This window comes from Lentzea chajnantorensis (assembly GCF_054300775.1).
In genome coordinates this window covers 3,473,353-3,493,732 of sequence record NZ_JBSDZT010000002.1, presented here as the reverse complement: position 1 = coordinate 3,493,732, position 20,380 = coordinate 3,473,353, and the positions used below count along the sequence as shown (strand labels likewise).

The window sequence follows — 20,380 nt, the reverse complement described above, 5'->3', positions numbered from 1 at the left end:
GACGATGACCGCGCCCGCGTACGCCGAGCCCGACCTGCCCGCTGACGGCAGGGGCCTGACCGAGGCTCAACTCGAAGCGCAGGCGGAAGCGGTCGACGGCCTCCCCGGTGTCGACGAGATCTCCCGCAGCCGCAACATGGTCCCGGTCGCCCACCTGGACAAGCAGGCTCCGCTCGACTCGACGCAGACCGACATCGCGTTCCAGGACAACTACGCGTTCGTCGGCAACTACAACGGCTTCGTCATCTACGACATCCGCAACCCGAAGAAGCCGACGATCAAGTCGCAGGTGCTGTGCCCCGGCTCGCAGAACGACATCTCGGTGTACGGGAACCTGCTGTTCCTGTCGACTGACTCGTCGCGCAGCGACAACTCCTGCTCCAGCGTCGCCCAGTCGGCGACGATCAAGGAGTCGTGGGAGGGCATCAAGGTCTTCGACATCAGCGACAAGAGCGCCCCGCGCTACGTCGCCGCCGTCGAGACCGCGTGCGGCTCGCACACCCACACGATGGTGCCGGGCAAGAACAAGAAGGACGTGTACCTCTACGTCTCGTCCTACTCGCCGAACGCGACGTTCCCCGACTGCCAGCCGCCGCACGACCTCATCTCGATCGTCAAGGTCCCGGTGAAGAACCCGGCCGCGGCCGCGCTGCTCAAGGCCCAGGTCGTGTTCCCGGACGGCGCCAACCCCGGCGTCCCCGGCACCATCGAGGACGGCTACACCTCGGCCACCACCGGTTGCCACGACATCACCGTCTACCCGCAGCTCGACCTCGCGGCCGGCGCGTGCATGGGTGACGGCGTGCTGTGGGACATCTCCGACCGGGAGAAGCTGGTCGAGATCAACCGGGTCCAGGACGACGCGCACTTCGCGTTCTGGCACTCCGCCACGTTCAACAACAGCGGCACCAAGGTCGTCTTCACCGACGAGCTCGGTGGCGGTGGCGCCGCGACGTGCAACGAGAAGATCGGCCCGAACCGCGGTGCCAACGGCATCTACGACATCGTGGGCAAGGGCAAGAACCGCAAGCTGGTCTTCAAGTCCTACTACAAGATCCCGCGCATGCAGGGCGACACCGAGAACTGCGTCGCGCACAACGGGTCGCTGATCCCGGTGCCCGGCAAGGACATCATGGTGCAGTCCTGGTACCAGGGCGGCATCTCGGTGTGGGACTTCACCGACTCGACCAAGCCGCGTGAGATCGGCTTCTTCGAGCGCGGCCCGATGCCGAACGGCGCGGGCGGCGGTACGTGGTCCACGTACTGGTACAACGGCTACATCTACTCTTCGGAGATGGGCCGCGGCTTCGACGTCATCGACATGCGCGACCCGCGCACGTTCGTGGCGAAGCTGTTCCGCACGGACGAGCTGAACGTGCAGACCCAGGGCAACTTCTACCGCGGGTAGGGGTTCCCACCCAGATCAGCGCGGCTGCCGGCGTTCGGCAGCCGCGCTGATCGCTGTCAGGACCAGGGTGACGGTGACGCCGCCGAGCACCGCCCACACCGGTGAGCCGGCGTCCAGCGCCCACGCGGCCACCACGGCGGTCAGGCCGTAGCCCGCACCGGTCACCGCGTACATCATCGAGAACCCGGCCGCGTGCGCGCCGACCGGCAGCCGTTCGCGCAACGCGAGGCTCCGCGTCACGAGCACACCGGACTGGAACAACCCCGCCGCGAGCAGCGCGCCCGCGATGCCGGGCAGGTTCGGGAACAACGCCACCGCGCCCACGCAGGTCGCCGTGACGACGAGCAGCACCAGCCCCTGCGTGCGCAGCGATCCCGGCCACGGCCGCAACCCGTAGAGCACCGCGCCCAGCGCACTGCACGCCGCGAACCCGGTCAGCAGCGGGCCGGTCCAGCCGATGCCGATCCCCCGGTGCTCCAGCAACGCCGGCAGCACCAGCTCCGCGATCGCCAGCTGCGCCAGCGCCGCCGCGCTCACCAGGTAGATCGGCCACGCCGACGCCACCACGCGCACCTTCGCCGTGCCCGACCGGGACGTCACGTGCCCGCGCGGCAGGATGAACACCAGCCACGCCGCGACGACGATCAGGCTGACCGACACCACCACCGGCGCACGGCGGTCGACGCCCAGCGCCAGTGCCGTCACCAGTGCGGGCGCCACCGCCCACACCACCTGCGTGATCATGGCGTCGAAGCCCATCGCCTTGGGCACCAGCGCGTCCGGCACCAGCCCGAGCAGCATCGCGCGCAGCCCGCCCGGTGTCGTCGACGGCCCGGCGCCCGCGATGAACGCCGCGACCACCATGACGGTCACGTTGCCGGTCAGGGCGAGCGTCGTGAACGCGCCCGCGCCCACGAGCAGCCCGGCGCTGAGCTGCCCGCGCATCCGCGACGGGTCGAGCAGCAGGCCGAGCACCCCGGCGCCGAGGACCTCGCCGAGCACGTAGACGGCGGTCAGCGACGCCGCGAGGACGTAGCCGCCGGGCAGGTTCCTGGTCAGGAACACCATCATCAGCGGCGTCATCGACATCGGCAGCTTCGCCGCGACCGTGACGACGGCCGTGGTGAGCACGTCGCGGTTGGCGAGGTCGCGGTAGCCCGCGGCGGAGATCGTCACCGCGCGCCGCCCTGGCTGAGCGCCGCCCGCTCCGGCAGGCCCGGCACGTCGGGGGCATCGGCGCAGTCGGCGGCGGTGACGACTGCACGGGGTTCGCGGACACCGGTCATGGTGACGATCATTTCACCACCCGCGACCGCGGGAGCGGTGCCCGCCGAAAGTCCGGCGCCTCAGCCCCGCAGGGCGAAGAAGTGAATCCGCGAGCCCGGCCGGAAACCGATCCGCGGGTACACCGGCGCACCGGCCTCGGTCGCGTGCAGGGTCGCGCGGGTGATCCCCGTGGCACGGGCGCCCTCGTACAACGCCTTCCTGGTCACGGCCTCGCCGTAGCCCCGGCGCTGCCACCCGGGAAGGGTCGCGACGAGCACGACGAACAGCCGTCCCTCGACCTCCACGCACGCCGCGCACGCCACCGCGACGCCGTCGTTCAGCGCCAGGTAGGCGTGGACGTCGTTCTTCCACAGCGCGGAGCCCGCGAGCCCGTCGCGGCCGTCCTCGGGTGCGAACCCGTAGGCCGCGGAGTTGATGTCCGCGTAGGTCAGCAGCTGGTCGTCGGTCCGCACGCGGGCGAACGTCAGCTCGGGGTGCACCGGCTCGGGGATGGACGGCAGGTCCGCGGCCATGCCCGTTCCGGGGAAGGCGTGCTCCAGGCCCGCCCGCTGCGCCGCGGGGAGCAGGGCGGCGCGTGCGCCGTCGTCGAGCAGGTCCTCGAAGAGCCACAGGAAACCCGGCCGCTGCTTCGACCGCATGACCTCCGCTGCCGTGTGCAGCCGCTGGTCGAGCAGCCCGGCGGCCAGCCCCGGCTCGGTGAGCGTGACGGCGTTCCAGAACGGGAACCGGCTGTCGGCCCAGCGGACGGCGACACCGGGCAGGTCCCGCACGTCGGCCGCGGGGTCGCGGTCGAGCACCACGGGCCGCCAGCCCGCGGTCAGCTGCCGCACCGACTCGATCGAGTCCGCGAGATCAGTCATCGGAACCGGCCACCACCCTCGTCGCCACCACCAGCACCAGCGCGATCCCCGCCGTCACGTGGATCGGCGCCGGCCCGAACGTCGCCGCCAGCACCGCCACCGCACCGGCCGGCAGCAGGTACTTGCGGAGGCCGTCCTGACCGGGACAGTCCTGCACGTACCAGACGCACAGCAGGAAGATCGCGAGCGGCACCGTGGTGAACGCCGCCACCGTCGTGCCCGGTGCGTGCGAGACGTGCAGATCGTAGTCGACGCTCGCGGCGAGACCGGCACCGAGCGCGGCGACCGAGCCGAGGACGAACAGGTGCGCGTACCCCCACAGGAACGCCCTGCGCAGGTCGAGCAGACGGGTCGGCGCCTCGAAGTACAGCCACCACACCGAGAACACGATGACCAGCGACGCCGCGGCCAGCGAGATCAGGTTGACGCCGCTGTCGAAGCCCTTCTGGAACGCGAGGGTCGCCGCCAGGATCGACTCGCCGAGCACGATCAGCGTGAACAGGCCGTGCCGCTCGGCGATGTGGTGCGGGTGCCAGGTCGTGGCCGACGCGCGTTCCGCCCAGGCCGGCACCACCAGCTCGCCGAGCATGAACAGCACCCACAGCGGGATCTGCAGGGCGGGCGGCGCGACGAGCACCCACAGCACCCAGAGCACCTGCATGAAGGTGATCCCGGCCGCGTACCGGAGGGTGCAGGCGCGGTGCTCCGGGTTGTCCCGCGACGCGCGCAGCCAGTGCGCGACCATCGCGAGGCGGATCACGACGTAGCCGCCGACGACGACCCGGTAGTCCTGGTGCTCGAAGACGGCCGGGATGCCCGAGGCGACCACGAGCACGCCAGCGATCTGGACCATCGTGATGATCCGGTAGAGCGTGTCGTCGTTGTCGAACGCGCTCGCGAACCAGGTGAAGTTGAGCCACGGCAGCCACAGCGCGAAGAACGCCATGCAGAACGCCACGACACCGGCACCGACGTGGTTCTCGGAGACGGCGTGGTGCAACGAGGCGGCGGCCTGGGCGACCGCCACCACGAAGCTCAGGTCGAACAACAGCTCCAACGGCGTCGCGACCCGGTGGGCCTCCGCCGTGTCGCGCGCGAGGAGCTTCCTGATCATCCGGGCACCACCATGATCCTCGACTCGGTGAGGTCCAGTGCGACCCGTGTGCCCGGCTGGTACGCGGAGGCGGTGTTGGAGGGCTGGTCGACGCGCAGCACCTGCTCACCGACCCTCACCGAGATCCGCGTGACCGGCCCGAGGAACGACTGGGTCAGCACGTCGCCCACGATCTTGCCACCGGTGTCGCCGGTCTGCTCGGACACCCCGATGTCCTCCGGGCGCACGATGACGCGCACGTCGCTGCCGGACGGCTGGTCGTGCGGCACGGGCACGGTGACGCCGTTGATCACGACGGTCTGGCCCTGCGCCTTGGCCTCCACCGAGTTCGTGACGCCGACGAACTGCGCCACGAACGCCGACGCGGGCTCGCGGTACACGACCGACGGCGTGTCGAGCTGCTCCAGCCGGCCGTGCGACATGACGCCGACGCGGTCGGAGACGGCGAGCGCCTCCTCCTGGTCGTGCGTGACGAACAGCGTCGTCATGCCGAGCTCGGTCTGGATGCGCCGGATCTCGTCACGCAGGTTCACGCGGACCTTGGCGTCCAGCGCGGACAACGGCTCGTCCAGCAGCAGCACGCGCGGCTGGATCGCGAGTGCCCGAGCCAGTGCGACCCGCTGCTGCTGACCGCCCGACATCTGGTGCGGGTAGCGGCCGCCGAGGTGCGACAGGCCGACCAGCTCCAGCAGCTCACCGGTCCGCTTGGTGTCGCCCTTGCGCAGCTTCAGCCCGAACGCGACGTTCTGCGCGGCGGTCATGTTCGGGAAGAGGCTGTAGGCCTGGAAGACCATGCCCATGTCCCGCTTGTTGGCCGGGACCTTCGTGACGTCCTTGCCGCCCACGATGACCGTGCCGGAGTCGGCGGTCTCGAAACCCGCGACGATGCGCAGTGCCGTCGTCTTGCCGCAGCCCGACGGTCCGAGCAGCGAGACCAGCTCGCCCTCGGCCAGGTCGAGGTCGAGACCGGCCAGCGCCGTGTTGCCGCCGAAGGACTTCCGCAGCCCCTTCAGTTCCAGATGACCCATCTTCACTCCTCGACCACGGTCTGACGGCGCCGCTGGCCGACGTAGGAAAGTGCGAACAGAAGGACGAACGCGAAGACCAGGCACAGCAATGACACCGCGATGGACACGCCCGCGTTGCGCTTGCCGAGCAGGTTGACCTGCACCTGCAGCGTGTCGAAGTTCAGCAGCGACGCGATCGTGAACTCGCCGAGCACCAACGCGACGCTCAGCAGCGACGCGCCGATGAGCGCGACGCGGATGTTCGGCACGACGACCTTCCACAGCACCGTGAGCCACGACGCGCCCAGGCTGCGCGCGGCCTCCGACAGCGTCTTGAGGTCGATGGCGCTCAGACCGGCGTCGATCGCCCGGTAGGCGAACGGCAGCACCAGGACGGTGTACGCGAACGTGAGCGTCAGCGCCGAGTCGCCGAGGAAGTAGTTCACCCATGCGTACAGCGGCGCCATGCCGACCACGAGCACGATCGCGGGGATCGCGAGCGGCAGCAGGCAGAGGAACTCCACGAGCCGTTGCAGCTGCGGCAGCCGCAGCCGGATCCACGCCATCGTCGGCACCAGCAGCACGAGCATCAGCACCGCGGACGTGACCGACAGCAGCAGCGAGTTGCCCAGCGCCGCCATCAGGCCCTCGTCCTCGACGATCGACGTCCAGGAGCCGAGGCTGCGGGTGCCGCCGGCACCGCGCGTGGAGAACTCCGCCATCGCGATCAGCGGCAGGACGAAGTAGACGCCCAGGACCAGCAGGACGACCGTGCGCAGGACGCGCTGCCTGACTAGCGAACCCACTTGGCCACCCTCCGCTGCAACAGCACGTTGACGCCCATGGCGATGCTGACCACGACGACCATGCCCAGGCCGAGGGCCTTGCCGAGGTTCTCCTGGCCGAGCACGACCTCGCCGGTGAGGAACCCGCGGATCTGCAGCGGCACGATCGGGCTGCCCTGCGACACGAGCGCGGCGGCCGTGGCATAGGCGCTGAAGGCGTTGGCGAACAACAACAACAGCGCGCCGAGGAACGGCGGGGTGAGGATCGGCCCGCCGACGTGCCGCCAGAACGTCCAGGTGGTGCCGCCGAGGCTCGCGTTGGCCTCCCGCCACTGCGGGCGCAGGCCCTCCAGGGCGGGCAGGAACACGATCACCATCAGCGGGATCTGGAAGAACGTGTAGACGAGCGTCAGACCGGGCAGCTCGAACAGCCACGCGCTGCCGGCGAACAGGTCGACGCCGGCGCTGTCGCGCAGGAACTTCGTGACCAGGCCCTCGAAGCCGATCGTCGCGAGGAACGCGAACGCCAGCGGCACGCCACCGAACTGGGCGAGCACACCGGACCCGGCCACGACGGTCCTGCGCAGCATCCCGTCGGGGTTGCCGACGGCGACCGCCCACGTGAGCAGGGCGCCGAAGATCGCGCCGATGACCGCGGTGAGCGCGGACAGCTCGATGCTGAGCACGAACGCGTCGAAGACGACACCGGTGAACAGGGTGGAGAGGTTGCCGAGCGTGAACGCGCCGTCCGAGCCCTGGAAGGCGCCGACCAGCACGAGCACCGTGGGGTAGACGAGGAACGTGCCGACGAACGCGAGGAACGGCACCACGACGAGCCAGGCGGCCGCAGACGGCCGACCGGCGGCCCCACCCTTCTGCCGGGTGGAACCGCCGGGCGTCGCCGCTACGGGAGCGACGGAGGTCATCCGATGGCCTGGGCCCAGGTCGCGGTCAGGACGGCCTTGGCCTTGTCGGCCTGCTCCTGCGTCTGGAACACCTGCTTGCCGTCGGTCTTCGGCAGCTTGTCCTTCGCCGCCTTGTCCGCCTTGTCCCCCATCTTGTCGAGGCGCACCGGCCGGGCCAGGCCCTGCAGGTACAGGTTCTGCCCCTCGTCGGAGTAGAGGAACTCCTGCCACAGGCGCGCGGCCGCGGGGTGCGGCGCGTCCTTGCTGATCGCCTGGTTGTAGTAGCCGCCGATCTGCGCCTCGGCCGGCACGACGACCTTCCAGTCGAGCTTGCCCTTGAGCTTGTCGGTCTGGGCGGCGTTGGTGTAGTCCCAGTCGATGACGACGGGCGTCTGACCGGACTCGATCGTGGCGGGCGACGGGTCGACCGGCTGGAAGTTCCCGGCCGCCTTGAGCTGCTTGAAGAACTCGACACCGGGCGCGATGTCGTCGGCGGACCCGCCGTTGCCCAGCGCGGCCATCACGACACCGGCGAACGCGGCACCGGCCTGCGTCGGGTTGCCGTTGAGCGCGACCTTGCCCTTGTACTCGGGCTTGAGCAGGTCCTTCACGCTCGTCGGCGCCGGCACCTTCGCGGCGTCGTAGCCGATCGACATGAAGCCGCCGTAGTCGCCGTAGTAGGCGCCGTCCGCGTCCTTGAGCTCGGCGGGGATGTCGTCCCAGGTGCTGACCTTGTAGGGCGCGAACAGGTCCTTGTTGGCCAGCGCCACGTTCAGCCCGAGGTCGAACACGTCGGGCGCCCGGTCGGTGCCCTTGAGCTGCTTGGCGGCGTTGATCTCCTCCTGGCTGGAGGCGTCCGGCTGGTCCGACTTGACCTCGATGCCGTACTTCGCCTTGAACGCCTCGATGACCTTGCCGTAGTTCGCCCAGTCCGGGGGCAGCGCGATGACGTTGAGCTTGCCCTCCTTCTTGGCCGCCTCGACCAGCTTGTCCATGCCGCCGAGCTCACTCGCCGACTTCGCGGTTCCGGCAGCACCGGCCGGCGTCTCCTTGGCGGGCGGGGCGCCACAGGCAGCCACCGCCAGCACCACCGCGCCGACGCCGATCAACTTCGTCGTGACGTTCCGTCGCTTCAGCACGAGCGGAGGATTCGCGCGGGATGCTTTCGTTGTCAAGCCAGCCGCGCCGGTTGAGACCTTCTCGACTCCTGCGGTGAATTCTCGGAGGCGCGCGGGTGCCGTACCGGGAAACCGGTCCGGCACCGTCGCTTGTAGACGAACCCGGGCCCTGCCCGGCCGGCCGGCCGCCGACGACCCCGGGAGGGCCGTCTCAACTGGAGCCGCAGGCGGAACGGCGAGGTGGGCGGACGTCACCCGATCTCCAGCCCCAGCGGCGTCGGCACGTGCCGCACGGTGTTGCGGTGCCGGTGGCTCGTGATCAGCCCGGCGTCGCGCAGCACCCCGGCGTGCTCGCTGGCCCGTCCCGGCGAGATCCCCAGCGCCGCCGCGATCTGGCTGGTCGTGCTCGACGGGTTGCGCGTGATCGTCCGCAGCACCGCGGTCCGCGTCCGGCCGAGCAGCGGGGTCAGTGCCGGCGTCCGCTCGCTGGCCTCGATCAACGGCATCGGCACGCGCGCCGGGTAGACGACCACCCGCGGTTGTCCGGGCATGGCGCTGCCCAGCAGGGTCGAGCCGAGCCGGAACGCCGTCGGCAGGAGCACCACCCCCTCCCCGCCCAGGTCGATCGCCAGCTCCCGCGCGTGCGGGACCTCCAGCACGTCACCGTGCCACCGCGCCGCCGGAAAGACGCTCTCCAGCGCCGCGCCGAGTCCGGCGGTCATCAGCACCTCCCTGCGGTGCGCCACGTCCGTGTGCCACGCCGCCCGCACCCGCTGGTGGTCGAGCACCGGCCGGGCGCTGCGCAACGCCCGTTCCAGCACGGCCTGCGCCGAGCGGTCGCCCGAGGCCAGGCCGCGCGTCCACGCCGAGCCGGGGCGGCCCACCGCGGCCAGCGACTCGCGCACGTACGCCGGTGGCGAGGCCAGCACCCGGTCGACGGCGGTGTCGAAGTCGTGGTCGAGCGCCCACAGGTACTCGACGGCGCCCGCGTCGGACACGAGCTCCAGCAGCGGCAGCGCCTCCCGCGGCAGCGCCCTCCGGGTCCGGGCGACCCACGGCCCCAGCAGGCCGCGGCCGTTCCCGCACAGCGCACCGGCCGCCAGCGACAGCTCCACCAGCGGCGCCGGCGCGGGCAGGAACCGCGTGCGCAGCAGGTCCTCGGCCGTGAACCGGATCCTCAGCACGCGCGCGAGTGCAGCACACACCACCGGGCGTTGTCCTGTGCTTTTCCGACTTTCCGCCCTGCCGGAAGGTCCGTGCCGTGCCGCGGCGAGCACGCCAACCTCGGTGATGTCCGCAAGAACACCCAAGGGGAGAAACCGAATTGCGCAGGATCACCTTGTTGCTCGCCACCGTCGTCGCGCTCTGCACCGGGTTCGCGACCTCGGCCTCGGCCGGCACGATCTTCTTCCAGCTCAAGGTCCAGCACACGCTGAAGTGCCTGCAGGTCAGCGGCGGCACCACCGCCGTGCAGTCGACGTGCGGGGGCTTCCAGCAGCAGAACCAGATCTTCGTGCTGGACCCGCTGCCCAACGGCAACCACCGGATCAGGAACGTCTCCACGAACAGGTGCCTCGACATCCGCGGCGCCAACCCGGCCACCGGCGCCGACGTCATCGAGTTCACCTGCACCGCCGGGGCGAAGCACCAGGAGTGGGGGTTCGGCTTCGACGGGGCCGGCCACTACGAGGTCGTGTCGGCGCTCAACCAGAAGTGCCTCGACGTCGACACGTTCGGCGGTGGCACGAACAACGGGGCCCGCGTGCAGATGTGGGACTGCCTGGACAACCCCGCGCTCAACCAGCGCTGGAACCTCCAGTCGATCTGACCCGGCGGGCCGGGGACCGTTTCCCGGACGGGAGACGGCCCCCGGCCCGGCCGGGCCGCTACTGCCGCATCAGGCCGACCGCGTCCCGGGCGTGGAACACGGCCGGTGAGCCGGCCGGGGCCTCCTGGTACGAGCCGCGCCGTTCCCACCGCACGCCGTAGATCAGGCCCGGCAGGAGCCGCCGGAACCGCAGGTGCACCTCGCCCGCGGCGTCCACCGGGAACGGCTGCCCTGCCGGGTCGCGGCGGTAGGCGCCGTCGAAGCGCTGTACCTGCGGCTTGTGGTCGGGGCCGAAGCGCACCCGCAGGTCGAACTGCTCGCACGGGCGTTCCGGCACGTGCAGCAGCTCGGGCAGCAACGACTCGCGGTCGAGCGGGTAGCGCAGCGCGAACTCGAAGGTCTCGCCGCGCGGCAACGGCTCGGCGGGCACCACCGTGAACCCGGGCCGGGCGTGGGTGACGACGCCGTGGTCCTGCAGCGTGCCGCCGTAGAGGAGCCGGGTGTCGCGGCGCGGCACCGCGAACAGCGCGGTGAACTCGACCTCGTCGACGTGCTCGGCGTCGATCACGAGCCGGTGCCGTTCGACGACCTCGGGCCTGCCGTGGTCGAGGACCACCGACACGTTCAGCTCCGCGAGGTGCCAGCCCCCGGTCTCGCGGCGCGTGGTCGTGGCGGCGAGCTCGGCCAGCTGCTCGACGGCCTCGTCGACGCGGCGGCGCACGGTGCGCGCGTCGCGGTCGACCTCGGCGGCCACCCAGACGACCCGGTCCTGGTACAGCGGCAGGCGGGTCTCCGGGGTCAGCGCGAACGCCGCGCGCGCGGCGAGCTGCAGGTCGTCCGGCAGCTGCTCGACCAGCTCGGTCAGCCGCGTGATCAGCTTCTGCCGCGCGGCCAGCGGCCCGTCCGAGCGGGTGATGCCGCACGCGGCACGCAGCGTCGGCCCGATCTTCTCGTCGATCCCTCCCGCGTGCACACCACGCCCCTTGCGCACCCTCTTCAGCTCGCGGACCAGGTTCTTGTGCGTCGTCACCGTTCGCCCTCCCCTTCGTGTGCGGCGCAGCGTGCGACGGGGGCGTGGACGGGAAGTGGACACACCGTGGATTGATCAGTGGTGTTCTGGACGCAGCACCGACGCGGCGAGCGCGATGCCCAGCCGGACGCCGTCGCGGGCGAGGAAGACGCGTGAGACGCCGATGCGGTCCAGTGCGGGCACGTCGACGGCGCCGACCCCGAAGACGATCATCTCGGGGCCGTTGTCCGAGGTGGTGAGGCCGGATAGCGGTGTCTCCCAGACCGCGTCGGTGGCCCGTCCGTCCGAGATGAAGAACAGCACGGGACGCCGGACTCGGATCTGTTGCGCTTTCAGCACCGTCACGTCACGGTCGATGGTGGTGCGCATGAGGGTGAACGTCGCGCCGAAGTCCGTTCCGGATTCCTGGCGGGGGCGAATGATCTCCACGCCCTCCAGCGCGGGTCTCAGCGGCTGCACGACGCACGGGCTCCGCGCGAACGCCACCACGCACACGCGGACCTGCGTGAGGCCCAGGCCCTCCGCGTGCACGGCACCGCGGAACTCGCGCAGCCCGGCGTTGACCTCGTCGAGGTGGTCGGTCATCGAGAACGACACGTCGCAGACCACGTAACACGGCAGCACTTCGGACACCATGCGTCTCCCCCAAGTCACTTCACGTGACCCCAGCTTTCCGCTCCCGTGTAGACCAAAAGTGGAAAGAATGCTGATTCGCGACACACCAAAGGGCCCTTGTGCGACATCCATGCCAGAAGTGAAGCTGGCTCGAAGGAGGCGGAGTGGAATTCCGGATGCTGGGTCCGCTGGAGGCGTGGCAGGACGGCGCGCCGGTACCACTGGGGGACCTCCAGCAGCGCTACGTCCTCGTGGTCCTGCTCCTCAACGCGAACAGGCCGATGACGCCGGAGCGGATCACCGAGATCGTCTGGCCGGACCAGCCCGAGCGCAAGAACCTGGTCCGCGGGTACGTGAACAAGCTGCGCAAGGCGTTCGCCGAGGCCGGTGCCTACGACGTCGTGATCGAGACGACGCCCACCGGGTACGTGCTGCGCGTCGCCGAGGAGAAGATCGACACCGTCCGGTTCGACCGGCTGCGCGACCAGGCCGCGCGGGCGGTGCACGACAACGACGGGCGCCGTGCCGTCGACCTGCTGCGGGAGGCCGTGGCGCTGTGGCGCGGCCGGTTCATCGAGGACATCGACATCGACCGGGTCGGTGGCGCCGACGTCGTCTTCTCCGACGAGGGCCACCACGACGCGATCGGTGACCTGGCCGAGCAGGAGCTGGTGATCGGCGACCACCGCTCGGCGCGCGACCGGATGCGCCGCGCCGTGCGTTCCCGCCCTGACCACCAGAAGTACGCCGAGCTGCTGATGCGCGCGCTGATCGCGGGCGGCGACCAGGTCGGTGCGGTCAAGGTGTTCGAGGCGGCCGGTGAGGCGCTGGCGCAGGCCGGGTTCGAACCGGGTCCGCTGCTGCGCAACCTCGCCGAACGGGCCCGCCGCGGCGAACCGGTGAGCTCGCTGCCCTCCCGTCCCGGCCGGTTCACCGGGCGCGCGGCGGAGCTGGCCGCGGTCGAACGGGCCGCGGCGGGAACGGGCGAGCGGCGCGCGGTGTGGGTCAGCGGCGCTCCCGGCGTCGGCAAGACGGGACTGGCGGTCGAGGCCGCGCACCGGCTCAAGCGCCGGTTCCCCGACGGTCAGCTGCAGGTGCGCCTGAACGGGTTCACGCCCGGTGTGGCCCCGACGTCGGTCTCCGACGCGCTGACCCAGCTGCTGACCGAGCTGGGCGTGCCACCCGAGCAGATCCCGGACACCGTGAACCGCAAGGCCACCCTCTACCAGACGCGTCTCTACGGCACGAAGACGTTGGTGGTGCTCGACAACGCTGTCTCGGCCGAGCAGGTGCGGCCGCTGCTGCCCGAGGCCGAGGGCTGCTTCGCGATCGTGACGAGCCGGCAGATGGGCGAGCCGGACATCAGCGCCCACGTCCGGCTGTCCCCGTTGCCGCCGGACGACGCCTTTTCCCTGTTCACCGCGCTCATCGACCCGTTCCGCGTGCAGGGCCGCTCCGCCGACGTGGCGGGGCTGGTCAAGCGCTGCGGCTACCTGCCGATGCCGATCAACGTGGCCGCGGCGCTGTTCCGCAGGCACGACCGGTGGTCGCTCGACCACCTCCTGGGCCTGATCGACGAGAGCGGCCCGTGGCAGGAGGACGGCACCGCGGCGGTCCGCGCGTCGTTCCGCCAGCTCGACGCCGCCCAGCAGGAGGCGTTCCGGCTCTTCGGGCAGCTGCCGGGACCGGACGTCGACCTGAGGGGTGCGGCCGCGCTGCTGGGCCGCGACATCGCTGTCACCCGCGAGCTGCTCGACGACCTGCACGAGGTGTGCCTGCTGGAGGAGGTCGCGCCCGACCGCTACCAGATGCTCGACGTGCTGAAGGAGTACGCCTCCGCCGACCCGCCCGCGACGGGACCGGAGGCGTTGCTGCGGCTGCTCGACTTCTACGTCGTCACGCTCGCGTCGGCGGTGGGCACCGCGTACCCGTTCGACCAGGCCGGCCGGCCGTCGGTGGACCGCACGAGCCCGTACGCGCTGGAGTTCGGGAGCGAGGAGACCGCGCTGGCGTGGGTGACCACCGAGCGCGACAACCTGGTGGCCGCCGTGCACCACGCGAGCCGCACCGGGCTGGCGGGGCACGCGTGGCGGGTCGCCGTGCTGGTGTGGCGGCGGTTCGCGTCGGCCAACCGGTTCCACGACTGGATCGAGGCCACGGAGCTGGCGCGGGAGGCGGTGGGCACCGACCGGTACGGCCGGGCCCACGTGCTGCTGCGGCTCGCCTCCACGCACGACCGGCTGGGCCACCACGCGCAGGCGCTGGAGCTGGCCACGAAGGCGCTGCCGCTGTGGACCGAGCTGCCCGACGTGCGGGGCGAGGCCGCGACGCTCGCCACGATGGCGATCTGCACCATGCAGCTCGGCGACCACGAGAAGGCGACCGGGCAGTTAGAGACCGCGTTGCGCAAGTACGAGCAGTGCGACGACCTGCGCGGCCAGGCGCACATGCTGAGCCACCTCGGTTACCTCGACGAGCAGCACGGCGAGTTCGAGACGGCGTTGCGCCGGCACGAGGCCGCCGTCCGCATCCAGCGCTCGATCGGCAACCGGCGCGGTCTCGCCCACGCGTTGAACAACCTCGGCGCGAGCCGCCAGCACCTCGGCGGGCTCGACGACGCGATCCCCGAGCACGTCGAGGCCTACGAGATCGCCTCCGAGCTCGGCGACTCGGTGCTGGCCGCCTACGCGTTGACGAACATCGCCGACGCGCACCGGCTCGCGGGCCGCCTCACCGAGGCGGTGCGCCACCACGAGCTCGCCACGTCCCACGCGTCCGAGGTCGTCGACGCGGACCTGCGGGCCCGCCTGTTCCGCGACCGCGGCCTCGTGGCACTGGACGGCCGCGACCACCTGGCGGCGCTGCGGCTCTTCCAGTCCTCACTGGACGTCGCCGACGCCACCGGCAACCCGACGCACCGCTCGCACGCGGAGGCCGGCATCGCCCGCGCCCTGCACGCGCTGGGCCGGCACCGGGAGGCCGCGGCGCACTGGGACGTGGCGGAGGAGGTGTACGCGGCGCTCGACCAGCCGGAGGTGCGGGAGGTGCGGGCCCAGCGCGCGGACATGACGTGCGCCTGCGGTCAGCGGTGAACCAGCCGCTTGAGATCGGGGTACACCGCGCGCACGGCATCGTGGTTGTGCCAGCGCCCCAGCGTCCGCGCGAGCTGCCGCAGGTCGGTCCTGATCGTCGCCGAGTCCACGGCCTCGGCGTCGGTCAGCGTCGCGGCCAGCGTGCGGCAGCCCTCGTCCACCTCGCCCGCCAACGCGTGGGCGAGCGACCGCCGGGCCCCGAACCGCGCCCTGGACCGCCGTGACTGCGCCGGGATCAGCTCGATCTGCCGGTCCAGCAGCTCCGCGGCCTCGGCGTTGCGCCCCAGGTCCACCAACGACCAGCCGCGCGCCAGCTCCAGCGGGTCCGGCACGCTCGACCCGAGCACCGGGTACGGCCGGTCGTCGCGTGGTGCGTCCTGCATCAGCTCGGCCGCGCGTTCGAACGCGCTTTCGGCCGCATAACGGTCTCCCGCCAACGCGTGGCCTTGTGCCTCACGGCGTGCGGCCAGCGCGAGTGTGCGCGCTCCGGCCCGTCCGATCCACTGCGCCTGCTGGGCGAGGTTGATCGTGGTGGCCGCCTCCTGCCGGTAGAGCGCGAGCCCCGCCTCCCGCACGAACGCGTAGCAGGCGATCTCCGGGTCACCGGCCGCGCGGGACAGCTCGGAGGCGTGCCGCGTCCACCACAGCGCGTTCTGCTCGTCGCCCGCCTCCTGGCTCATCCAGCCGGTGTACTCGGCGATCCGCGCGGCCAGCCGCTGCAACGCGACGCTGCCGTCCCTGCGCGCGGTGGCGTCGACCTTGTACTGCAGCTCCTTCAACGGTTCCAGGAGCATCGTCGGACTCGTCCGCAGCCCGAGGCCCTGCAGGTGCTCGAACCGGTCGCGGATCCGCACCGCGAGGTCGGGCCCCTGCCCGGTGCCGGTGAGCGCCCCGACGCCGAGCATCGTGCCCGCCACCAGCAGCTGGCGCCGCGTCGGCTGCGGCCGGGTGGCGGCGGCGACCAGCTCCCCGCCGGTGCCGAGCGCGCTGTCGCACAGCCGGGCGAACGCGGTGTTCGGCGGTTTCAGCCCATTCTCGATCTTGCTGAGATATCCCTTGCTGTAGTGCACCAGCTTTGCCAGCTGCCCCATCGACAATCCTGCGGCGAGACGTCGTTCCCGCAACAGCTCACCAAAGTTCTCCGCCACGACTGCCTCCCGCTCAGACGTTCCCCGAGTACAACACCCCGACGAGTTCAGCGCAATGCCCCGGCCTTCCACCGAATAACGGCGGTCGACCGGGGCGAATTGCTCTCAGCTCAGTCGTGCCACGGGTTCCCACCGCCGTTGGGCGCGTCCGTGGTTGTCGTGGTGGGCGGCGGCGGGGTGCCGTCGGCGGTGGCCGCGGGCCCGGAAACGGCGGCGGCGAAGCTGAGCGCGGTCACCAGGGCGGCGACGGTCACACCGAAAGTGGACAGGGTTTTGGACATGACGAATCCTCCGAAGGAAATCGCAGTTTGATTTCTGGATTTCGCCCGTTCGATTTCGGGCTACTTCGAGAATCCATCACCGAAAAGCGCGCAACCAGATGTTTCCCGTTGCCCGGCACAGCGGGCAACGGCCTCCACACCTGTTCCACTTCTCATCCACCAGGACAGCAGAAAGGCGGTGCCCCGGTTCAGGGCACCGCCTCGTTCACCACAGTCCGCGCTCTACCTCCGCGCGCGCTCGACCACGTCCTCCAGCCGCAACGGGCTCGGCGGGTGGTGGCTCAGGCACAGCGGCGCGCGCATCCGCCGGAACCCGAACGTGTCCCCGGTGACGTAGAACCGCCCGCGTTCCAGCCGCGAGATGTCCGCGACCGTGCTGCCCTTCGCGCGCGCCATCTCCGTCGCCGCCGCGATCTGCGCCGGGCTGTTGAGCCGGCCGAAGAACTGCGTGGTCGCGTTGCCGGTCACCTGGTTGTGCACGCCTTTCGGCGCCTGCGTGGCGAGCAGCAGCCCCAGCCCGTACTTGCGCGCCTGCGAGGCCAGCAGGATCGTGCTCTGCGTGCTCGCCGTCCACGCCCCGGACGGCGCGATGGTCTGCGCCTCGTCCATCACCAGCAACCCGCCCAGCGGCCGGTCGGCCGCCGGGTTGCGCTTGATCCAGGCGAACACCTCCAGCTGCAGCTGGCTGATGAACCCCTGCCGCTGCTCCTCCGACGGCAACCCGACGAAGCTGATCACCGACACCCGCGCGCGCCTGCCGTCCGACGGCGTGAGCAGCACCCCGGGGTCGGTCGGCTCGCCCTGCCCGCCGAGCAGCGGGTCGTTCACCATCGCGGCCCTGAGCGTCTCCGCCAGCTCCACCGCCGTCGCCGGCGCCGAGTTGAGCTTGCTCACCCCGTCCGGCAGCTCGGCCAGCACCTCGACGAACCCGTTGAGGTCACGCCGGTCCCTGCGCGCGTAGTACGTCAGCGCCTCTCTGAGCACTGCACGCCCACGCACCGCGAACCGCGACTCGCTGGCCACCCGCGCGTGCGGCACCAACCGCGCCACCGCCGCTTCGACGGCGGCGCCGAACTCGTCGGGATCTCCCCGCACCTCCGCGAAGTCCGGCAACGGGTGGAAGCTCAGCGGCCGCCCGCCCGCACGCCCCGGCGTCCACACCACGACCTCGGTGTGCGCCAGGTACTCCGCCGCGCGCTCCGCGTCCCCTGGCCGCCACTCCCCCGGCGGCTCCGGCCACGCGTCCCCCAGCCGCGCCAGGTCGTTGTTGGGGTCCAGCACGATCGCCGACACCCCGCGCAACGCGCACTCCTCGACGATCCGCCGCAGCAGCACCGTCTTCCCGCTGCCGGACCCGGCGAACACGATGGCGTGCTTGCGCAACGACTCCAGCTCGATGCGGATCTCCCCGTCCATGCCGAGCACGATCTCCCCCGGCGCCGCCTCCGGCACCGGCGGTGGCCGGGTCTCCTGGTGCGAGGCCGCCGTCCGCTCCTGCGCGGGCAGGACCGAACGCAGGAACGTGGCACCGCTGGCCGGTTTGCGCGCCACCAGCCACGACAGCAGCTGGTGGGTCTGCACCGCGCAGATCTCCTTGAGGGCGCTGAACGTCCGCAGGTCGTCGTCGCTGATGTCGACGCACCGGCCACCCGCCCGCTCCAGCGCGGCGACCTCCTGCCGGGTCTTCGCACCGGTCCAGCCCTTGGCGCCGTTGCGGATGATGACCAGGTGCCGGCCCTGCCCGCCGTGCGTGCCCTCGGCGGCGGCACGGGCGTCGCGCAGCTTGCGCAACACCCGGTTGCCGTGGCTGCTCGCGATGAACACCAGCCCCCAGCGCTCCTGGGTGTCCAGCTCCTCGTTGACCGTGAGGCGCAGCCCGGCGTGCAGGCGCCCGTCCTCGGACTGCGGCTCCGGGTGCCACTTCAGGTCGTCGTTGCCCACCTCGGTGATCCACGACTTCAGCCCGGCCAGCAGCAGCGGCGGGACGACCTCGTCCTCGTTGTGCGGCCGGATGTCCCCGGCGACGACCCCGGACTGCTCCCGCAGCCGCGCGAACCGCGCGTCGAACTCGGCCAGGTGGTCCTGCTCCCGCACGGCGGGCTCCGGCGCCTCGGCCGGCTGTGCCTCGTCGAACGACGTCAGCTCCCTGATCTCGCCGTACAGGCAGGCCTCCGCGTGCGCGTGCACCCGCTTGAGCAGCTGCCGCGGCGTCCGGTTGGCCCACGTCGCGGCGTCGAACGCGCTCGGCGCCACCGGCCACGTCGGGTGCGGCGGCGTGATCCCGTTGCGCTGGTAGATCACGCCGAGCCACTTCTCCAGCAACCGCCTGCCCAGCACGGGGTCCGCGATGGCGGCGAGGATCGGGGTTCTGGTGAACCGGTCCTCGACGGTGCTGGTCGCGATCGACTTCAGCATCGTCCACGTGTCGGGCAGGCAGGCCACCACCGTGAGCGTGCGCCTCGTGGTCTCACGGAGCTGCATCAGACCGTCGGAGATGTCACTGATCTCCTGGCGGAGCTCGGGGTTCGTGACGATGTCCCCGACCGCGTCGCGGCCCTTGTTCACCAGCGTGTCCAGCTGGTCGACCGCGATCACGCACGGCCCGGTCATCGCGAGGACGCGGGACACGTCGCGGACCAGCTCCCGCGACGGCTTCGGCTCGGCGGGCAGCCCCCACCGCCTGCGTTCCTCGCCCGTGTCGTCGCCGCCCTTGAGGTAGGACCGCGCGATCTCGGCGTGCTCGGACGCGTACAGCACCAGCGCCCTGATCGTGTCACCGCACTCCACCGCGATCCGGCTGTCCACAGTGCGCAGTCCGCTCAGGAACGCCCGCAGGTGCTCCGGTGTCAGGTCCGCCTGCCCCACCACGGCCCTGGCGACGTCCTCGGACACGTCGGCGCCCATGCACAGCTGCCGCAGCAGCACGGTGAGCTGCAGCTCGCCCTCGTCGTCGGCCCTGCGGAACTCGCTGCGCAGCGCGTCGGCGATGTCGTCCCAGAACGCCTTCCCCGACGTCACCTCGACGAGGAAGAAGTAGCCGCCCTCCTGCTGGACCATGCGGCGCACGGACCCCAGCAGGTGCGTCTTGCCCACGCCCTTCTCGCCCTGCAGCACCAGCCCGCCGATGCTCGGCCCGACGCTGGCCCGCGCGTCCGCGATGCCGGCGCGCAGGCGGTGCTCCGCCCGCGTGTGCAGGCCGTCGACGTGGAACGGCGAGGTGTGCCACACGTCGTCGGGTGTCTCGGCGGAGTTGAACCGCACGACCGCCAGCGCCTCGCGCAGGTGCTCGGTCATGATTCCTCGATCGCCACGAGGTGCTTGTCCTCGCCGCCGATCCGGATGGCCGCCGCGTGGTCCTCGTCGGTCAGCACCTTGCGGTTCGCGCTCGCCACCAGGTGCGTGGAGCCGTCCTTGACCATCTTCAACAACGTCTGGTCGACCTCCTCGCGTTCCGCGCCGTCGAGCCGCGGCCGCAGCTTCGCGAGCCGCACCCAGTCCTGGTAGCCGTCACCGAGCTCCAGGTACACCTGCTTGATCAGGTCCTCGAGGTCTCTCGAGCGAATCGCTTCAGCGAGCAGCCCCTTCTGCCGCAGGAACGGCACGAACCGCCGCACCATCTCCAGAAGCGCCCTCGCCTGCGGTCCCATCCGTGCCGGCATCTCGCTCTCCGTCAGGTCGGTGATGCACCACTCAATGCCCTCATCCGTGATCCGGTGCGTGTAGGGCGTGACATCCGTCGACGACTCGATCAACTTGTCCCGGTTCAACGCCTCCCGGTCGGCACGACCGAACTTGATCTTGCGCTGGACGGTGAACTCGGTGTTCGCCATCTCGCGGTTCTCCAGCAGCAGCACCATCAACACCGCTTTGGCACTGGACGCGTACTTCTCCGGCATCACGCC

At 71.1% G+C, this 20,380-nt stretch carries 18 protein-coding genes; 3 read left to right on the top strand and 15 right to left on the bottom strand.

The genetic code is table 11. The features are described 5' to 3' along the window. The first annotated feature begins 4 nt into the window (after positions 1-4). A complete protein-coding gene (locus ACVDFE_RS17890; RefSeq protein ID WP_458434352.1) occupies positions 5-1,408 on the top strand; it encodes an LVIVD repeat-containing protein in 1,404 nt (467 codons plus the stop codon). A 15-nt stretch (positions 1,409-1,423) separates the two neighbouring features. Here the strand turns inward: ACVDFE_RS17890 and ACVDFE_RS17885 are convergent, their stop codons facing one another. From ACVDFE_RS17885 to ACVDFE_RS17845, 9 genes are all read right to left on the bottom strand, one after another. Next, the gene (locus ACVDFE_RS17885) at positions 1,424-2,584 is read right to left on the bottom strand and encodes an MFS transporter (protein ID WP_458431138.1); all 1,161 of its coding nucleotides are present in this window, start codon (positions 2,582-2,584) and stop codon (positions 1,424-1,426) included. Then, on the bottom strand, positions 2,581-2,706 hold the full coding sequence (locus ACVDFE_RS17880) for a hypothetical protein (RefSeq protein WP_360391742.1): 126 nt from the start codon (positions 2,704-2,706) through the stop codon (positions 2,581-2,583). Before ACVDFE_RS17880 ends, ACVDFE_RS17885 begins: the two co-directional genes overlap by 4 nt. Before the next feature lie 48 nt (positions 2,707-2,754). After that, entirely contained in the window at positions 2,755-3,555 is an 801-nt protein-coding gene (locus ACVDFE_RS17875) for a GNAT family N-acetyltransferase (RefSeq protein WP_458431137.1), read from the bottom strand. Continuing rightward, positions 3,548-4,669 carry a low temperature requirement protein A gene (locus ACVDFE_RS17870; RefSeq protein WP_458431136.1) on the bottom strand — a complete coding sequence of 374 codons (1,122 nt, stop codon included), beginning with the start codon at positions 4,667-4,669 and terminating at the stop codon, positions 3,548-3,550. The genes ACVDFE_RS17875 and ACVDFE_RS17870 overlap by 8 nt, the downstream gene beginning before the upstream one ends. After that, positions 4,666-5,697: an ABC transporter ATP-binding protein gene (locus ACVDFE_RS17865; RefSeq protein WP_458431135.1), complete on the bottom strand. Its 1,032-nt coding sequence runs from the start codon at positions 5,695-5,697 to the stop codon at positions 4,666-4,668. The genes ACVDFE_RS17870 and ACVDFE_RS17865 overlap by 4 nt, the downstream gene beginning before the upstream one ends. 2 nt (positions 5,698-5,699) lie before the next feature. Beyond that, complete coding sequence (locus ACVDFE_RS17860; protein WP_360391754.1) at positions 5,700-6,482, bottom strand: ABC transporter permease; 783 nt, start codon at positions 6,480-6,482, stop codon at positions 5,700-5,702. Further along, the gene (locus ACVDFE_RS17855; RefSeq protein ID WP_458431134.1) at positions 6,470-7,387 is read right to left on the bottom strand and encodes an ABC transporter permease; all 918 of its coding nucleotides are present in this window, start codon (positions 7,385-7,387) and stop codon (positions 6,470-6,472) included. Before ACVDFE_RS17855 ends, ACVDFE_RS17860 begins: the two co-directional genes overlap by 13 nt. Next, complete coding sequence (locus ACVDFE_RS17850; RefSeq protein WP_458431133.1) at positions 7,384-8,505, bottom strand: ABC transporter substrate-binding protein; 1,122 nt, start codon at positions 8,503-8,505, stop codon at positions 7,384-7,386. The genes ACVDFE_RS17855 and ACVDFE_RS17850 overlap by 4 nt, the downstream gene beginning before the upstream one ends. Before the next feature lie 230 nt (positions 8,506-8,735). Beyond that, positions 8,736-9,668, bottom strand: a complete 933-nt coding sequence (locus ACVDFE_RS17845; protein ID WP_458431132.1) for a winged helix-turn-helix transcriptional regulator — start codon at positions 9,666-9,668, stop codon at positions 8,736-8,738. Between the two features lie 140 nt (positions 9,669-9,808). On the opposite strand from ACVDFE_RS17845, the gene ACVDFE_RS17840 reads away from it, so the two are divergent. After that, complete coding sequence (locus ACVDFE_RS17840; RefSeq protein WP_360391766.1) at positions 9,809-10,312, top strand: RICIN domain-containing protein; 504 nt, start codon at positions 9,809-9,811, stop codon at positions 10,310-10,312. A 58-nt stretch (positions 10,313-10,370) separates the two neighbouring features. On the opposite strand, the gene ACVDFE_RS17835 is transcribed toward ACVDFE_RS17840, so the two are convergent. After that, a complete protein-coding gene (locus ACVDFE_RS17835; RefSeq protein WP_360391769.1) occupies positions 10,371-11,342 on the bottom strand; it encodes a hypothetical protein in 972 nt (323 codons plus the stop codon). A gap of 75 nt (positions 11,343-11,417) precedes the next feature. Further along, entirely contained in the window at positions 11,418-11,978 is a 561-nt protein-coding gene (locus ACVDFE_RS17830) for a vWA domain-containing protein (RefSeq protein WP_458431131.1), read from the bottom strand. A 155-nt stretch (positions 11,979-12,133) separates the two neighbouring features. Between ACVDFE_RS17830 and ACVDFE_RS17825 the strand changes: the two genes are divergently transcribed. Then, positions 12,134-15,049, top strand: coding sequence for a tetratricopeptide repeat protein (locus ACVDFE_RS17825; protein WP_458431129.1), 2,916 nt, complete (start codon positions 12,134-12,136; stop codon positions 15,047-15,049). Here the strand turns inward: ACVDFE_RS17825 and ACVDFE_RS17820 are convergent. The 4 genes from ACVDFE_RS17820 to ACVDFE_RS17805 form a co-directional block, all read right to left on the bottom strand. Continuing rightward, positions 15,040-16,197: a helix-turn-helix domain-containing protein gene (locus tag ACVDFE_RS17820; RefSeq protein WP_458431128.1), complete on the bottom strand. Its 1,158-nt coding sequence runs from the start codon at positions 16,195-16,197 to the stop codon at positions 15,040-15,042. The two genes, ACVDFE_RS17825 and ACVDFE_RS17820, sit on opposite strands and share 10 nt — an antisense overlap. Before the next feature lie 110 nt (positions 16,198-16,307). Further along, on the bottom strand, positions 16,308-16,478 hold the full coding sequence (locus ACVDFE_RS17815; RefSeq protein WP_360391781.1) for a hypothetical protein: 171 nt from the start codon (positions 16,476-16,478) through the stop codon (positions 16,308-16,310). Between the two features lie 222 nt (positions 16,479-16,700). Next, the gene (locus tag ACVDFE_RS17810; protein WP_458431127.1) at positions 16,701-19,772 is read right to left on the bottom strand and encodes a helicase HerA domain-containing protein; all 3,072 of its coding nucleotides are present in this window, start codon (positions 19,770-19,772) and stop codon (positions 16,701-16,703) included. Then, on the bottom strand, positions 19,769-20,374 hold the full coding sequence (locus ACVDFE_RS17805; protein WP_360391787.1) for a hypothetical protein: 606 nt from the start codon (positions 20,372-20,374) through the stop codon (positions 19,769-19,771). Before ACVDFE_RS17805 ends, ACVDFE_RS17810 begins: the two co-directional genes overlap by 4 nt. Positions 20,375-20,380 lie beyond the last annotated feature (6 nt).

Excerpts from the sequence above, each read along its gene's own strand:
- ACVDFE_RS17830 (WP_458431131.1), bottom strand. The coding sequence starts at position 11,978 with ATGGTGTCCGAAGTGCTGCCGTGTTACGTGGTCTGCGACGTGTCGTTC.
- ACVDFE_RS17810 (WP_458431127.1), bottom strand. The coding sequence starts at position 19,772 with ATGACCGAGCACCTGCGCGAGGCGCTGGCGGTCGTGCGGTTCAACTCC.
- ACVDFE_RS17825 (WP_458431129.1), top strand. The coding sequence starts at position 12,134 with ATGCTGGGTCCGCTGGAGGCGTGGCAGGACGGCGCGCCGGTACCACTG.
- ACVDFE_RS17855 (WP_458431134.1), bottom strand. The coding sequence starts at position 7,387 with ATGACCTCCGTCGCTCCCGTAGCGGCGACGCCCGGCGGTTCCACCCGG.
- ACVDFE_RS17880 (WP_360391742.1), bottom strand. The coding sequence starts at position 2,706 with ATGATCGTCACCATGACCGGTGTCCGCGAACCCCGTGCAGTCGTCACC.
- ACVDFE_RS17890 (WP_458434352.1), top strand. The coding sequence starts at position 5 with ATGACCGCGCCCGCGTACGCCGAGCCCGACCTGCCCGCTGACGGCAGG.
- ACVDFE_RS17865 (WP_458431135.1), bottom strand. The coding sequence starts at position 5,697 with ATGGGTCATCTGGAACTGAAGGGGCTGCGGAAGTCCTTCGGCGGCAAC.
- ACVDFE_RS17805 (WP_360391787.1), bottom strand. The coding sequence starts at position 20,374 with ATGCCGGAGAAGTACGCGTCCAGTGCCAAAGCGGTGTTGATGGTGCTG.
- ACVDFE_RS17815 (WP_360391781.1), bottom strand. The coding sequence starts at position 16,478 with ATGTCCAAAACCCTGTCCACTTTCGGTGTGACCGTCGCCGCCCTGGTG.
- ACVDFE_RS17875 (WP_458431137.1), bottom strand. The coding sequence starts at position 3,555 with ATGACTGATCTCGCGGACTCGATCGAGTCGGTGCGGCAGCTGACCGCG.
- ACVDFE_RS17870 (WP_458431136.1), bottom strand. The coding sequence starts at position 4,669 with ATGATCAGGAAGCTCCTCGCGCGCGACACGGCGGAGGCCCACCGGGTC.